General features: G+C 64.6%; 12 protein-coding genes and 1 pseudogene. 5 read left to right on the forward strand and 8 right to left on the reverse strand.

The genetic code is table 11. From position 1 onward, the window contains the following. Nucleotides 1–15 precede the first annotated feature (15 nt). From ACTJKQ_RS11440 to ACTJKQ_RS11455, 4 genes are all read left to right on the forward strand, one after another. Nucleotides 16–1,572: a PepSY domain-containing protein gene (locus ACTJKQ_RS11440; RefSeq protein ID WP_440596891.1), complete on the forward strand. Its 1,557-nt coding sequence runs from the start codon at nt 16–18 to the stop codon at nt 1,570–1,572. A 59-nt stretch (nt 1,573–1,631) separates the two neighbouring features. After that, on the forward strand, nt 1,632–3,422 hold the full coding sequence (locus ACTJKQ_RS11445; RefSeq protein ID WP_440596892.1) for a sensor histidine kinase: 1,791 nt from the start codon (nt 1,632–1,634) through the stop codon (nt 3,420–3,422). Between the two features lie 570 nt (nt 3,423–3,992). Then, nucleotides 3,993–4,547 carry a pesticin C-terminus-like muramidase gene (locus ACTJKQ_RS11450; RefSeq protein ID WP_440596893.1) on the forward strand — a complete coding sequence of 185 codons (555 nt, stop codon included), beginning with the start codon at nt 3,993–3,995 and terminating at the stop codon, nt 4,545–4,547. After that, a complete protein-coding gene (locus ACTJKQ_RS11455; RefSeq protein WP_440596894.1) occupies nt 4,544–5,254 on the forward strand; it encodes a hypothetical protein in 711 nt (236 codons plus the stop codon). The genes ACTJKQ_RS11450 and ACTJKQ_RS11455 overlap by 4 nt, the downstream gene beginning before the upstream one ends. A 116-nt stretch (nt 5,255–5,370) precedes the next feature. Here ACTJKQ_RS11455 and ACTJKQ_RS11460 read toward each other — a convergent pair whose 3' ends face one another. Next, a complete protein-coding gene (locus tag ACTJKQ_RS11460) occupies nt 5,371–7,008 on the reverse strand; it encodes an ABC transporter permease (protein WP_440596917.1) in 1,638 nt (545 codons plus the stop codon). A gap of 284 nt (nt 7,009–7,292) precedes the next feature. Here ACTJKQ_RS11460 and ACTJKQ_RS11465 point away from each other — a divergent pair, with 284 nt between their 5' ends. Next, nucleotides 7,293–8,357, forward strand: coding sequence for an ABC transporter ATP-binding protein (locus ACTJKQ_RS11465; protein WP_440596895.1), 1,065 nt, complete (start codon nt 7,293–7,295; stop codon nt 8,355–8,357). A gap of 84 nt (nt 8,358–8,441) precedes the next feature. Here ACTJKQ_RS11465 and ACTJKQ_RS11470 read toward each other — a convergent pair whose 3' ends face one another. The 7 genes and pseudogenes from ACTJKQ_RS11470 to ACTJKQ_RS11500 form a co-directional block, all read right to left on the reverse strand. Further along, on the reverse strand, nt 8,442–9,674 hold the full coding sequence (locus tag ACTJKQ_RS11470; protein WP_288852670.1) for a Yip1 family protein: 1,233 nt from the start codon (nt 9,672–9,674) through the stop codon (nt 8,442–8,444). A gap of 186 nt (nt 9,675–9,860) precedes the next feature. Next, the gene (locus tag ACTJKQ_RS11475) at nt 9,861–10,598 is read right to left on the reverse strand and encodes a lysophospholipid acyltransferase family protein (protein WP_056066211.1); all 738 of its coding nucleotides are present in this window, start codon (nt 10,596–10,598) and stop codon (nt 9,861–9,863) included. A 33-nt stretch (nt 10,599–10,631) separates the two neighbouring features. Then, nucleotides 10,632–11,931, reverse strand: a pseudogene (locus ACTJKQ_RS11480) (dihydroorotase). Between the two features lie 79 nt (nt 11,932–12,010). Then, entirely contained in the window at nt 12,011–12,973 is a 963-nt protein-coding gene (locus ACTJKQ_RS11485) for an aspartate carbamoyltransferase catalytic subunit (protein WP_056066217.1), read from the reverse strand. 12 nt (nt 12,974–12,985) lie between these two features. Continuing rightward, nucleotides 12,986–13,510: a bifunctional pyr operon transcriptional regulator/uracil phosphoribosyltransferase PyrR gene (gene pyrR, locus ACTJKQ_RS11490; protein ID WP_060987636.1), complete on the reverse strand. Its 525-nt coding sequence runs from the start codon at nt 13,508–13,510 to the stop codon at nt 12,986–12,988. After that, nucleotides 13,507–13,938, reverse strand: a complete 432-nt coding sequence (ruvX, locus tag ACTJKQ_RS11495; protein WP_099729341.1) for a Holliday junction resolvase RuvX — start codon at nt 13,936–13,938, stop codon at nt 13,507–13,509. The genes pyrR and ruvX overlap by 4 nt, the downstream gene beginning before the upstream one ends. Beyond that, nucleotides 13,935–14,534, reverse strand: coding sequence for a YqgE/AlgH family protein (locus ACTJKQ_RS11500; protein ID WP_015015583.1), 600 nt, complete (start codon nt 14,532–14,534; stop codon nt 13,935–13,937). The genes ruvX and ACTJKQ_RS11500 overlap by 4 nt, the downstream gene beginning before the upstream one ends. Nucleotides 14,535–14,548 lie beyond the last annotated feature (14 nt).

Below are 14,548 nucleotides of genomic sequence, written 5' to 3' on the forward strand. Positions count from 1 at the left end.
GGCGGAGCACCGGACATGCCACACGCCAAACGCTGGCTGTACCTCGTCCACCGCTGGCTGGGCGTATTGCTATGCGCCTTCTTCACCATGTGGTTCGTCTCGGGCGTGGTGATGATGTACGTGGGCTACCCAAAGCTCACGCAGGCCGAGCGCCTTGCCCATCTGCCGCCCCTGCGCAGCACCATGCTAGGCCCCAAGCGCCTGTTGGAACCCGCCGATGCCCTGCAGCGCGCGGGCCTGGTAGGCCCGCTGCAGGACCTGCGGCTGGCGGTGGCCACCGGCGGACGCGCCGTGTACCTCGTGGTGCCCGCAGCACCCACCGGCGACGCCGCGCCACGCCCGCGCAGGGCACCTGCGCCTGCGGTCATCGACGCCATCACCGGCGAGCGGTTGCAGCGTGTGGACGCCACGCACGCCATCGCCTCGGCCCGCGCCTTTGCACAGGAAGCTAACCCGTCCATCGACTACGAGGGCACCATCGACGAGGACGCCTTCACCCACTCGCGTGCGCTGGATGTGCACCGCCCGCTGCACCGCCTGCACCTGGGCGACAGCGCGGGCACCGTGGTCTATGTGTCGGGCACCACCGGCGAGGTGGTGCGCGATGCACCGCTGCAGGAACGCGCCTGGAACTACGCAGGCGCCTGGATCCACTGGCTCTACCCCTTCCGAGGCAATGTCTTCAATGACTACTGGACGGACATCGTGAACTGGCTGTCCGTCGCAGGCATCGTGCTCGCGGTGACGGGCACGGTGGTGGGCGTGCTGCGCTGGCGCTTCCGGGGCCGGTACAAGACGGGCGCGCGCACGCCGTACAGGGGCTACATGATGCGCTGGCACCATGTGTTTGGGCTGGTATTTGCGGTCATCGCGTTCACCTGGATCTTCAGCGGACTCATGTCCATGAACCCGTGGAAGATTTTCGACAGCGGCGCAATGCCACTGCGCCAGCAGGCCATGAATGGCGGGCCCCTGCAAGTGCCCGCGCAGGCAGCAGCGGTGCAAGCCTTGCTCTCTGCGGCGTCGCCCAACACCCGTGAACTGCGGTGGGTGCGCCATGCCGGCCACACGCTGGTGCTGGCCCACAGCCCCACAGGCGCCCCGACGGTGCTGGACGCCATCACCGCCGCCGCGCACATGTGGGCCCCGGGTGCTGTGGCCGAAGCCGCCGCGCGCCTGTTGCCCCACGTGGTGGTGCGCACCGACACCCTGACCGCCTACGATCTGCACTACTACGACCGCGCTGCCCACACCATGACTGGCGGCGCCGAGAAGCCTTTGCCCGCGCTGCGCGTGGTGTTCGACGACCCGCACGCCACCTGGGTGCACATCGACCCGCACACAGGCGCCGTACTGGGCCGCACCGACAGCCACCGCCGCACGAGCCGCTGGCTGTTTGCCATGCTGCACAGCTGGGACTGGCTGCCGCTGCTGGAGCGCAGACCGCTCTGGGATGTGATGCTCATCACGCTGAGCCTGGGTGGGGCGGTGATGAGCGTGACAGGCGTCATACTGGGGTGGCGCAGGCTGGGTACGAAACTGCAAGGACCGCAGTGGCGCAGCAGCCGCTAGTGAACAGGACGCAGTGCGCGCCTATGATGGCTATCGTTGCGTTTGGAAACATTTTGCCCATGACGGCCCCTAAACCGCCCTCCGCCACCGCCCCCGAGCGTTCTGCCACCAGCAGTGCGGCACCGCACCTCAAGCGGCCATCCAGCCTGCCTTTGCGTGCCATGGTGACATGGGGTACGGCCTTGGTCTTGATCATGGCCTGGGGTACGGTGGCTCTGCTTATGGATGTGTCACGGCGCGATGCCATGAACGCGCAGGTTCGCCAGAACAGCAATCTCGCGCTGAGCCTGGGCGAACAGACCGTACGGGTGATGGCGGCCGTAGACCAGGCGACCCTTCGCATGCGTGACGCTGTGCTGGCCAACGACTTTGAAAAGGCAGACTTCACGCGGTTCGCCAACGAGACCGGGCTTGCCCCCTTGATCCTGACTCAGCTCTCACTGGTCGGCTCCGACGGCCGGTTCGTTGGAAGCAACATCGACCCCACCGGCGAGAAAACGGGTCACGTTGACCTGTCCGAGCGTGAGCATGTGCAAGTGCACCTCCATCCCTCCGCGTCGGAGACGGTACGTCTGCAGCCGACGCCTAGCGGACTGTTTGTGGGCAAGCCCGTGATTGGGAAGGTGTCCGGCAAGGCCACCATCCAGTTGTCGCGCAAAATTCAGGACGCTGGCGGTGGCGTAGCCAGCGTGATTGTTGCCTCCGTGAACCCCGATTACTTTGAGGACGTCTATCGCGGAGTTCAATTGGGGCGAACTGGCGTCGTGACACTTATCGGAAACGACCGCACCATTCGAGCAAGAGTGATGGGAGGACAGAGCGTCGGAATGGGAAGCGTAGTGCCGCGCAGTCCGGACAACAATGCAGAAGAACGCGGCCCCAGCGGCCACTACGTGCGCTCCAGCGGCATCGACGGTATCGAACGCATTTATGCCTACAGCCGTGTTGGCACCTACCCTCTGATGGTGGTGGTGGCCACCAGCACCGACGAGGCCTTGCAGGAATGGCGCGCTAGCCGCAATGTGGCCCTGTTCACCATGGCGCTGTTCAGTGTGGCGCTGGTGGGTGCAGCGGTGATCTTTGTGCGCAGCGTGCGCCAGTTGGAGAGCACCAACGCCGCACTGCGCATCAGCGAGGCCGAGGCCCGCTCGGCCAGCAAGGCCAAGAGCGAGTTCCTGGCCGCCGTCTCGCACGAGTTGCGCACGCCCCTCACCAGCATCCGCGGCTTCGCAGAACTGATGGAGCTACGGCTGGAGCAGCCCCGCTTCAAGGAACAGGCCAGCCTGATCCGCAAGGCGGCAGACCACTTGAACGCCCTGCTCACCGAGATCCTGGATCTGGCCAAGGTGGAAGCAGGTGCTATGCCCCACATGCCCACCGAACAGAACGTGACCGAGATTGTTCAGTCCACCGCCGACTTCTTTGCCGTCACGGCCGCCAACAAGAACCTGGCGCTCCATGTGCGCATTGCCCCTGACGCCCCCCACACTTTGATGTGCGACGGACTGCGGCTTAAACAGGTGCTCAACAACCTGCTGTCCAACGCCATGAAGTTCACCGACACGGGCTCGGTCGCCATTGAGGTGGACGCCAGCCAAGACGCCGTGCGCTTCCACGTGGTGGACACCGGCCCGGGCATCCCGGCGCACCTGCACGAAACGATCTTTGAGAAATTTCGCCAAGGCAACGACCAGGTGAGCTACCAGCACGGCGGCACGGGCCTCGGGCTGGCGTTGTCGCGGGCGTTGGCGGTGCTGATGGGGGGCACGCTCACACTATCCTCTGCGGAGGGACAGGGGTCGCGCTTCACGCTGACTTTGCCCCGCGAGCCGGGCATGGAGTCTAAGTAACCAGATCTGTGCTGGTGCGATACGTTGAACGTTTTGTGTCCAGTGCTCCGTACAGCACCCGCCTCAGATGCAGTTCGCAGCTGCGATCCAACATTCCCATATCGTTGAAATACGAAGGCATCAGTCGGTTCTCCAATCGAACTCACAGCGCCAACGTCTATGTCAAGACACGTTGCCTTTTAGGCTGATCAACTGAAGCGTATGTAACGCTCGTTGCCTTTGAATGCGGGACAAGGTGACCAGATGTTCTACCGCACCGTACAGCTTCAAATGAAGCGGTCGCCGCCTAGCCTCTATTGCAATGGCGTCGATGCGTTTTTTTGCACCCGGCCCACCACTCAGTAGCCGTTGCAACTGGAGACGAAATAAAGCTGCGTGAGATGCGTTAGCGAATCAATACAGAGAACAATGCGCCGCGCGGGAGGGTACTTCCGTCACAACGCCAATTTGAGCAGATGGGCGAGCCAAGGAATAGTGCAGATGAGTCCGCAGTAGCGGCTCAACTTGAGGCTCTACATCAGTAAATCTGCTCGCACACTTTAAAAACAGATACGAAAACAAGAATCAAGAATGCCTGACTTAATTGACTATTCATTTCTGAGCGACCTAGAGGGCGGTCGCACCACTAGTGGCTACGTTCCGGCAACTGCAGTGAGCAAAAGCGGTGTAACGATTGCGACCGGTTTTGACTTGGGCCAACGGTCAGAAGCAGACTTGAAGCGACTGGGCTTGCCTGCCAACCTGATCGAAAAATTAAAACCGTACCTCGGCGCCAAGAAGGAGGACGCCAAGAAACTGCTGGATACAACGCCGCTCACAATCACATCCTCCGAAGCAGAATCTATCGACAAGGCTGTTAAATCTGCTCACTTGGCCACGGTGAAAATTAAATACGACGCAGCCTCTAGCGAAAAAAACTTTATAGATTTGCCAGCAGAGGCTCAAACCGTGATCGCGTCGGTATCCTTCCAATACGGGAAAAATCTGGATGCAGGGACACCGAAGTTCTGGGCAGCCGTCACAAAACAGGATTGGACGGAAGCAGCAAAAATCTTGAGGAACTTCGGCGATGTTTTCCCAACCCGCAGAAAGAAGGAAGCCGCGCTTCTGGAGAACATCAAGTGAACAAATTTCTACTCACTACAGCAGCAACTGTTTATCTCTCGTTGGGCGCATCACAAGCGGCGAGCCATTCCGCTCACAAAGCACTCACCCAGGTAAGCCCCCAGAACGCTGCTGTGGCGGCCGCACTTACGGACCTGAAGGGGGCGCTTTCTGTACCCAGGACGGCTTTGCCATTTGACAACGGGGGCGCGGCAAACAACTGCGCGCAGTATTCCAATCTTTTGTCTACCAGTGCTCCGGACGAATCCACACGCAGTGCGGAAATTCGCAGCGAATACCTGGTGTGTGACGCATTGCGAATGGTCGGCACCCAGCCTTTTATCGTGACCCAAGCCGCCCTGCCTGCTAACGCGGTCAAAGCGCTTTATGAACGCTTGGACCTGCGCACCTTCCCGTCCTCACTGCGCAACCGTGCAGACGGTCCAACCCACACGCCCAAGACTCTCTTGGGTTTGGGCAAAGTGACCATGAACCGAGACACCGTGGAGATCGAAACGGACACGCAATTTTTCAGCCTCAAGATCGTCGGGGTGGTGAGCCGCCCGGCCACCGAAGCGGGTAGTGAACGCCTGCAGAAAGAATGGATTGTGTGGGTTGGCGATGAGCTGAAAGACGGCAACTACAAGTCTTACCGCACATTGATCGTGCGCCCGTCTCATGACTCGCGTGGTGACCGTTACACAGGAACGCTCTACCCCGTGCAATGACGTCCGACCAACGACAGCGGCGCCTTGGATCTTGGCGATCTGTCGAAGAAGTGGCGAGACCGTTCACCATCGGCCCCCCCCGCCTCCCCCTGCCTCGGTGGCTTTGCAGTCTGGCACTACGCCCGGCTGCGCAATGTGCGGCTGAGCAAAATCACCGGCACCAGCCCCACCGCCACCAACGCCAGCGACGGCAATGCCGCCTCGCCCAGGCGCTCGTCGCGTGCCAGCTGGTAGGCCACCACGGCCAGGGTGTCGCTGTTGAAGGGGCGCAGCACCATGGTGGCGGGCAGCTCCTTCATCACATCCACAAACACCAGCAGCGCTGCGGCGGCGGTAGAGCGCTTGAGCAGCGGCCAGTGCACGCGTGCCAGCAGGCCTGCGCTGCCCATGCCCAGCATGCGAGCAGAGTCGTCCAGGCTGGGCGGAATCCGCGCGTAGCCGCTCTGAATGGATTGCAGGGCGACTGCACAAAACCGCACCAAGTAGGCCCACACAATGCCAAAGGCCGTGGCCGTGACCAGCGCGCCCACACCCCACTGCGGCATGGCCGCCTGCAGCCAGCCCACGGGCAACAACAGCCCCACCACGATGACGGCGCCCGGCACGGCATAACCCACGCTGGCCAGCTGCACCACGCCACGCGTGATGGCGTCGGGCTGGCGGCGCACCGCAAAAGCCAGGGTGAGCGCGATGGCGACGGCCAGCGCCGCAGTGATGCATCCTAAGCGCACGCTGTGCCAGGCCCATTCCATGAACCGCTCCCACGGCAGCACCGACCAGTCGGCCGCCAGCGGCCGCAGCATGAAGACCACCGGGGCGACAAAACCCATGACCACCGGCACCGTACAGACCGCCCAGGCGGCCCACCGGCGCGCACCATGCAGCCGCAGCGGCTGCGCCTCGGCCGAGCCTGCGCGCCCGCCGCCGGTGGCAAAACGTATGCGCTTTTGCGCGCGGTGCTCCAGGTGCAGCAGCGCCATCACCACCACCAGCAGCATGGTCGCCAACTGCGCGGCGGCCAGGCGGTTGTCCATGGACAGCCAGGCCTTGTAGATACCCGTGGTGAAGGTCTGGATGCCGAAGTAGCTGGCCACGCCAAAGTCGGCCAGGGTTTCCATCAGCACCAGCGCCACGCCAGCCGCCACGGCCGGGCGTGCCAGCGGCAGGGCCACGGCGCGGATGCGGCGCGGCAGCGGTGCACCCAGCAGGCGTGCGGCCTCCATGAGGTGAGCAGCACGCTCACCCAGCGCCGTACGCGCCAGCAGGTACACGTAGGGGTAGAGCGAGAAGATGAACACCCACACCGCGCCGCCCAGGCTGCGCACCTCGGGCAGCAGGCGGCCTTCCAGGCCGAAGGTGTTGCGCAGGCCCACCTGCAGCGGGCCGCTGAACTGCAGAAAGTCGGTGTAGGCGTAGGCCGTCACGTAGGCGGGCATTGCCAGCGGCAACAGCAGCAGCCATTCAAAGGTGCGGCGGCCCGGAAAGTCGAACAGCGTGACGGCCGCCGCCGCCAGCGTGCCCACCACGGCCGCGCCCAACGCTACCAGCACGCTGAGCCACAGCGTGGTCCACACATAGCCGGGCAGCACCGTGGCCGCCATTTCGCGCAGGATGGCGCCCGTCTGCGCATCGCCCTGCCCGGTGGGCGAGAACGGCAGCCACGACGCCAGCACCGCCAGCACCGGCAAGGCGAGAAAGCCTGCAAACAGGATCAGCGGGATGCTGCGAAAGACAGAAGACGGCGTGCGGCGCAAGGCGATGGGCTCGGCAGAGGAAAGAAAGCGCACACCTGCCGAAAGGCATGGGCACCCTGGTGCAGTGTTGCACGCTATCTGGCACTTAAAAACCGCGTCTTTTCGGCCAGGGCTGCGTTGCAAATCCTAGCGATACCTCCGGGTATCGCAGTGGTTTGCGCCTTGCCCTGACCAAAAATCCATCGGTTTTCAATGTGCCATCCAGCGCGCAACACTACACCAGCACCCAGGAATGCAAATGCGAATTTTAAGCATTCACTCCACCCCGCCTAAAATGCACAGATATGTTTCTTGAGGTCTCCCAACTCGAAGTGCACTACGCAGGCCGCGCACAGGCCGCCGTGCAAGGCGTCACGCTCAGCCTGAAAGCGGGTGACATCGGCGTGCTGATCGGCCCCTCCGGCTGCGGCAAGACCACCCTGCTGCGCGCCGTGGCCGGGCTGGAGCCCGTGACGGGGGGCGAGATCCGCCTCACCAAAAGTGTGGTCAGCAGCGCCCGCCTGAGCGTGCCACCCGAGCTGCGCCGTATCGGCATGGTGTTCCAGGACTACGCGCTGTTCCCGCACCTGTCGGTGGGCCGCAATGTGGCGTTTGGCATCCACCAGTTGCCCAAGGCCGAGCAGGCCGCGCGGGTGGCCGAGGTGCTGCAGCTGGTGGGCCTGACGGGCAGCGAGCACCGCTACCCGCACGAACTCTCTGGCGGCCAGCAGCAGCGTGTGGCGCTGGCGCGTGCGCTGGCGCCGCGCCCACAGCTCATGCTGCTGGACGAGCCGTTTTCCAACCTCGACGTGGACCTGCGCGAGCGCCTGGCACACGAGGTGCGCGGCATTCTCAAGGCCGCAGGCGCCACGGCGCTGTTTGTGACGCACGACCAGTTCGAGGCGTTTGCCATCGGCGATGTGATCGGCGTGATGAACGAAGGCCACCTGCACCAGTGGGACGATGCCTACACCCTGTACCACCGCCCCGCCACGCGGTTTGTGGCCGACTTCATCGGCCACGGCGTGTTTGCCCCCGCCACGCTGGTGCAGGGCGGCAACAACGTGGTGGCCCAAACACCCTTGGGCGACCTGACTGACCTGGATGAGTGCCCCCTGCCCAGCAGCTACCCTGCGGGTGAATGTGATGTGCTGCTGCGCGCCGACGACATCGTGCACGACGACCACGCGCCCGTGCAGGCGCAAATCGTGCGCAAGTCGTTCCGGGGGTCGGAGTTTCTGTACACCCTGCGCCTGGCCAGTGGCCACACGGTGCTGGCCCATGTGCCCAGCCACCACGACCACGCGCTGGGCGAGTGGATCGGCATCCGTGCCCAGGTGGACCACGTGGTGACGTTTCCACGTGGCTGAGGGGGTGATGGAATCAAAATCGGCCGGATGCGCTAGTCGAACACGCCTGAATTGCTATTGAATCAATAGCAAGTCCCCTTCCGCTCAGGACTTGCCCTTGCGCTGCAGGCCTTCCAGCCCGTTCAGGTCCACCTGCGACATCAGGCCTCGCAGCTCTTTCACACCGATCTTGTCGCCCTCGATGCTGACCACAAGGCCGTTCTTCAGGATGGTCTTGAACTCTGCGTGGCTGCCATCCTTGTCGTAGCGTTGGTGCAGGGTGCGGCCCCCCTCTTGCCACGTCTTTTCGGCGCTGGTCTGGTCTTCTTTCTCGCCCTGCGCCATGCCCATGGCCATCACCGCCATCTGCCCCAGGCCGCCCACGTCCACGATCTCCAGGCGCAGCTGCTTGTCGTCGTTGCCGTATTGGGCGCTGGCCTGGCTGGTGGGCAAGCCCAGGGCGGCACCGTCCTGCACGTCAAAACCCGTGCGGGGCAGGCCCGCCAGCTTCTCCGGCAGGGCCGCCTTGAGCGACTGGGCCGCAATGGCCTGACCCCCACCCAGCACACCCGCAGCGGCCTTGGCGGCATCGCCCGTGGCGGCGGCGATGGCGGCCGGATCCTGGCTCTTCTGGGCCTCTTCCATCTTGCGGGCGGCTTCTTCCATCTTCTTGCCGGCAGCTTCCAGGCCGGCGGTGTCGATGGACACCTTGCCACCGGGCGTGTTCATGGTGATGGCAGGGGCATCGGCACCGCCAAACAGCGCACCGCTGCGCGGCATGAACAGCGCACTGACGGCACCGATGACCACACCCATCACGATGGCAGCAATGATGACCACCACCGTGTAGCCCACCGACTTTTCGGGCGCACTGCGCATGAGCACAGGCAGGCCGGTGTAGAGCAGGTAGATGGAGTACACCGCCGCCAGCAGGCCCAGCATGGCCAGCGATGGCAGCAGGCTGAACACTCCGCCCAGCAGAGCGGCCGTGCTGGCGTACACCGCCACCTTCTGTGCCTGGATGGCGTTCTTTTGCCCGCCGAAGGTGGGCGCCAGCGCATCGATGATGAAACCGAGCACCAGCAAGCCCACCAGGCTCAACCCGTATGACACGACCATGTTCACCAGCCCGGAGACAAAAGGCACGCGGATGGTGACCCCAAAACCGCCAAAGCCGATCAGCGACATGCCGATGAAACCGCAGACCGCCGGAATGGCGGCCAGGATCATGGCGTAGCGGGTGAACAGGGTGGCGGTGTCGGTGGCCTCCGCATCGATGGTGGCCCAGGCCTCCTTGGGTTGCAGAAGAATGCTTTTGGCGCGTTCAATCAGGTTCATGGTGCCCTCCCGGCAGTGTGCAAAGGCCTGCGATGAACCGCAGACAAATGGAAAGCGCGGACGATACGGGACATTGCGCCGGGCAGACCACCTGGACGACCACCTGCAGGGCCCAAAGCGTGGAATATGCACGCTTTTGCCGCACAAAGACAGCTCGTTGGGAACCCAGGGATCCTGTGTGCGTTCTCAGGCCTTGCGCAGCTGATCGACCGTGTCGTGCAGGTGCTGCGTCCAGGTGCGGCGGTCGCGCTCGCCTGCCAGCTCCGGGGGGCCGTAGTGCACCACGGCCTCGATGGGCGGGGCGCTGAGCGTGCGCCAGATCGAGCCCACCAGGGTTTCGTCGCCGATGTAGCTGGGAGCAAAACTGGTGGCGCCCGTGGCCTTGTCGGCAAAGCGCAGGCCTACGGGCTGCACGGGCGCCTTTGCAGCCACGGCGGCCTGCAGCAGGTTGGCGTGGAAGGGCAGCATCTCGCGCCCGTCGCCCGTGGTGCCTTCGGGGAAAACGGCCAGCACCTCGCCGCGCTCCAGCGCCTCCTGCATCGAGCGCACCATGCGCAGCGCATCGCGGCGCGAGCTGCGTTCGATGTAGAGCGTGCCCGCTGCCGTGGCCAGGGTGCCGATCAGCGGCCAGGCCTGCACGTCGGACTTGGAGACAAAGCGGCAGTGCCGCGCCGCATGCATCACCGGGATGTCGAGCCACGAGATGTGGTTGGCCACCAGCATCACCGGGCCAGTCACCGGGGGCTGCCCCAGGATGCGCAGGCTGATGCCCGCATGGGCCAGCAGCTCCAGCGACCACACCTGCACGCGGGCGTGCTGCTGGTCGGGCGACAGCGCCGGAAACCGCAGCGCCACAATCCACAGGCCCTTGGCAATGTGGCCCAGCAGCCGCAAGAGGCGCCAGCTGGCGCGCAGGAACTTCACGGCCGGGCCTTGCTATCGCAGCGTCGCGCCGTCTCAGCCGCGGTCAAAAGCGACCTGTCCGCCGACCAGGGTCATGCGCACGCGGCCGGGCAGCTCGTAGCCCGAGAACGGCGTGTGTTTGCCCTGGCTGGCGAGCGCGTCGTCCTGCACCGTCCACGCTGCCTGCGGGTCGAAGATGCAGAGATCGCCCACGCCGCCTTCCACGATCTGGCCGACGCTGGCCTGCAAGGTGCCCAGCGCGTTGCCCAGCACGCGTGCGGGCTCTGCCGTGACCACTGCCAGCGCGCGCTGCAAAGGCACACCACTGTCTTGCGACCACTTGAGCGCCAGCGACAGCAGGAGCTCCAGACCCGTGGCGCCGGGCTCGGCTTCGGCAAACGGCAGGGTCTTGGCGTCTTCATCCACCGGGGTGTGGTCGGACACCAGCGCATCGATGGTCCCGTCGAGCAGCGCCGCGCTCAGGGCGTCGCGGTCGCGCTGCTGGCGCAGGGGCGGCGTCAGGCGTGCGCGGCTGTCGAAGAAGCCGATGTCGTTTTCGGTGAGGTGCAGCGAGTTGATGCTGACATCGGCCGTGACCTTCAGGCCATCGGCCTTGGCGCGGCGTACCAGCTCCACGCCCGCAGCGCTGCTCAGGCGGCACAGGTGCACGCGCGCGCCGGTGGTCTTGAGCAGTTCAAAAATGGTGTGCAGCGCAATCGTCTCGGCCGCCACGGGCACGCCCGACAGGCCCAGCCGCGTGGCCAGCGCACCGCTGGCAGCCACGCCCTTGCCCAGGTGCATCTCTTGCGGGCGCAACCACACCGTGTAGCCAAAGGTGGCGGCGTACTGCAGCGNGCGCGCGCTGCAGCACCTGGGTGCTGGCCAGCGGCACCTCGGCCTGGCCAAAGCCCACGCAGCCGGATTCGGTCAGCTCGGCCATCTCGGTCAGCACCTCGCCAGCGAGGTTGCGCGTGAGCGCGCCCAGCGGGAACAGTCGCGACTGGTGCAGCTTCTCGGCGCGGAACTTGAGCATCTCCACCAGGCCGGGTTCGTCAAGCACCGGGTCGGTGTCGGGTGGGCAGACCAGGCTGGTCACGCCACCGGCCACGGCCGCAGCCATTTCGGATTCGAGCATGCCTTCGTGCTCATGGCCGGGCTCGCGCAGGCGCGCGGCCAGGTCCACCAGGCCGGGCAACACGATGCAGCCGGCAGCGTTGATGGTGCGATTGGGCGCAAAGTCGGGCGGCACGCGGTTGACCCCCACGATGCGGCCCGCCGCCAGCGCGATGTCGCAGGTCTGGTCAAGGCCCGAGGCGGGGTCGATCACACGGCCGTTCTGGATCAGTATCTTCATGATTTCAAGCCAAATTGGCTGCTAGCGCTTGATTGATAAGCACGAGCAGCTATGAAAACAGGAGTATTCATCCTCAAGGTCACGCCTCGTTCCCAGCGACGATGGACATGACAGCCATGCGTACCGCGATGCCGAAGGTCACCTGCGGCAGGATCACGCTCTGCTTTCCATCGACCACGGCGGAGTCGATCTCCACGCCACGGTTGATGGGGCCGGGGTGCATGACGATGGCGTCGGGCTTGGCCAGTTGCAGCTTTTCCTGCGTGAGGCCGAAGCTCTTGAAATACTCCTGGCTGGAAGGCAGCAGCGCACCGCTCATGCGCTCGTTCTGCAGGCGCAGCATGATGACCACGTCGGCATCCTTGATGCCTTCTTCAAGCGTGTGGCACACCCGCACGCCCATCTGCGCCATGTCCGACGGCACCAGGGTGCGCGGACCCACCACACGCACTTCGGCGCAGCCCAAGGTGGTCAGGCCGTGGATGTCCGAGCGCGCCACGCGCGAGTGCAGTACGTCGCCCACGATGGCCACGGTGAGGTTGCTGAAGTCCTTTTTGTAGTGACGGATGGTGTACATGTCCAGCAGCCCCTGCGTGGGGTGGGCATGCCGTCCGTCGCCGGCGTTGATCACGTGCACATGCGGCGCCACGTGCTGCGCGATCAGGTAAGGCGCGCCTGACTCGCTGTGCCGCACCACGAACAGGTCGGCCGCCATCGCGCTCAGGTTGGCAATAGTGTCGAGCAGCGACTCGCCCTTGCTGGCCGAGCTGCGCGCGATGTCCAGGTTGATCACGTCGGCCGACAGGCGCTTGGCCGCGATCTCGAACGTGGTGCGGGTGCGCGTGCTGTTCTCGAAGAACAGGTTGAACACGCTTTTGCCGCGCAGCAGGGGCACCTTCTTGACTTCGCGGTCGTTGACGCTGACGAAGTTGGCGGCCGTGTCGAGGATGTGCGTGACGATGTCGCGCGGCAGGCCCTCGATGGATAGCAGGTGGATGAGTTCGCCGTTGCCGTTGAGTTGGGGATTGCGCTTGTGCAGCACGGTCAGGCCTCTTTAGTCTTTGTCTTGGACTTGGAATTGGAAGGTGCCGCTGTCGCCTCGCGCCAGGGCCAGCGAATGGGCGACCGGCAGGGCCACGCGGGCAGCAGCAAAGTCGGCCTGCACGGGCAGCTCGCGCCCGCCACGGTCCACCAGCACGGCCAGGCGCACGCTGGCGGGGCGGCCGTAGTCGAACAGCTCGTTGAGCACGGCGCGGATGGTGCGGCCGGTGTAGAGCACGTCGTCGAGCACCAGCACGTCGGCACCGTTCACGTCAAACGGCAGCGCGGTCTGCGCACTGGCCGACAAGCCACGCTGGGCGAAGTCGTCGCGGTGCATCACCGATGACAACACACCGGCCGGACCTTCCAGGCCCAGGTCTTTTTGCAGGCGCTCGGCCAGCCAGGCGCCGCCGGAGGCGATGCCCGCCAGGCGCGTGGTGGGGGTCAACATGCTGCGCACGCCGCGCAGCAGTTCGCGGTACAGCGCCTCGGCGTCTAGCACCAAGCTACCGGACATTCCAGGGGATGGGGTGGTCATGGGAGATTCCTCAAAAACTGTTCCAGGATGATGCAGGCCGAGGCCGCGTCGGCATCCTTGGCACCACCTGCAATGGCTTCGGTGGTGCTGTAGCGCTCGTCCACCTCGAACACCTGCAAGCCAAAGCGCCCGCGCAACTGGCGTCCGAACTTGAGAGCACGCGCGGTGTTTTCGTGGGCCGCGCCGTCGGGGTGGTAGGGCACACCGATCACCAGCGCATCGGGCTGCCATTCCTTGATGCGCTCGGCCACATGGGCAAAACGGGCGTCGCCCTCGGCCTGGATGGTGCGCTGGGGTGTGGCGCTCTTGAGCATGCGGTTGCCCGAGGCCACGCCCGTGCGCTTGAGCCCAAAGTCAAAAGCAAGAAAGGTCTGGAAATGCGCAGGAACGGCTGGCGGCTGGATGGACTGAGCGGGCGCGCCAGTCATGCGTGCCCCGCCTCGGGCGACAGCATCCAGGCCTGCAAGCCCAAAAGCGACAGGGCTCGGTCGTACCGCTCGGGCACGGGCGTGTCGAAGATCACCGACAGATCGGCGGCCACCGTGAGCCAGGCGTTCTCGGCAAGCTCAGACTCCAACTGACCCTCGCCCCAGGACGAATACCCCAGCGTGATGAGCACGCGGCGGGGACCTGCGCCAGTGGAAAGGGCTTCGAGCACGTCCTTGGAGGTGGTCATCTCCAGGCCACCGGGGATGGTCATGGTGGAGGCGTAGGCCGACTCGTCGGTTTCCCCCTTGTCCATGAGCATGGGTTCGTGCAGCACAAATCCGCGCTCGGTCTGCACCGGGCCGCCCTGAAAAACGGGCTCTTTGGTGAGGTCCTCGCGGCGCAGCGACAGGTCCACCTTGTCAAACAGGCCCTTGAGGGTGATATCGGTGGGCTTGTTGATGATGAGGCCAAGCGCACCGCGTTCGCTGTGCTCACACAGATAGACGACGCTGCGCGCAAAAGACTCATCTTCCAGGCCGGGCATCGCGATCAGGAAGTGATGCGTCAGGTTGATGGGCGCAGAATCGAAAGACATCCCGCAATTTTAAC

The sequence above is a fragment of the Acidovorax sp. 22279 genome (genome assembly GCF_052045435.1).
GTDB classification, from domain to species: Bacteria; Pseudomonadota; Gammaproteobacteria; order Burkholderiales; family Burkholderiaceae_C; genus Acidovorax; species Acidovorax delafieldii.

What these genes read in the sequence shown, in the direction of transcription:
- ACTJKQ_RS11470 (WP_288852670.1), bottom strand. Translation starts at nt 9,674, where the DNA reads ATGAACCTGATTGAACGCGCCAAAAGCATTCTTCTGCAACCCAAGGAG.
- ACTJKQ_RS11450 (WP_440596893.1), top strand. Translation starts at nt 3,993, where the DNA reads ATGCCTGACTTAATTGACTATTCATTTCTGAGCGACCTAGAGGGCGGT.
- ruvX (WP_099729341.1), bottom strand. Translation starts at nt 13,938, where the DNA reads ATGACTGGCGCGCCCGCTCAGTCCATCCAGCCGCCAGCCGTTCCTGCG.
- ACTJKQ_RS11445 (WP_440596892.1), top strand. Translation starts at nt 1,632, where the DNA reads ATGACGGCCCCTAAACCGCCCTCCGCCACCGCCCCCGAGCGTTCTGCC.
- ACTJKQ_RS11500 (WP_015015583.1), bottom strand. Translation starts at nt 14,534, where the DNA reads ATGTCTTTCGATTCTGCGCCCATCAACCTGACGCATCACTTCCTGATC.
- pyrR (WP_060987636.1), bottom strand. Translation starts at nt 13,510, where the DNA reads ATGACCACCCCATCCCCTGGAATGTCCGGTAGCTTGGTGCTAGACGCC.
- ACTJKQ_RS11440 (WP_440596891.1), top strand. Translation starts at nt 16, where the DNA reads ATGCCACACGCCAAACGCTGGCTGTACCTCGTCCACCGCTGGCTGGGC.
- ACTJKQ_RS11465 (WP_440596895.1), top strand. Translation starts at nt 7,293, where the DNA reads ATGTTTCTTGAGGTCTCCCAACTCGAAGTGCACTACGCAGGCCGCGCA.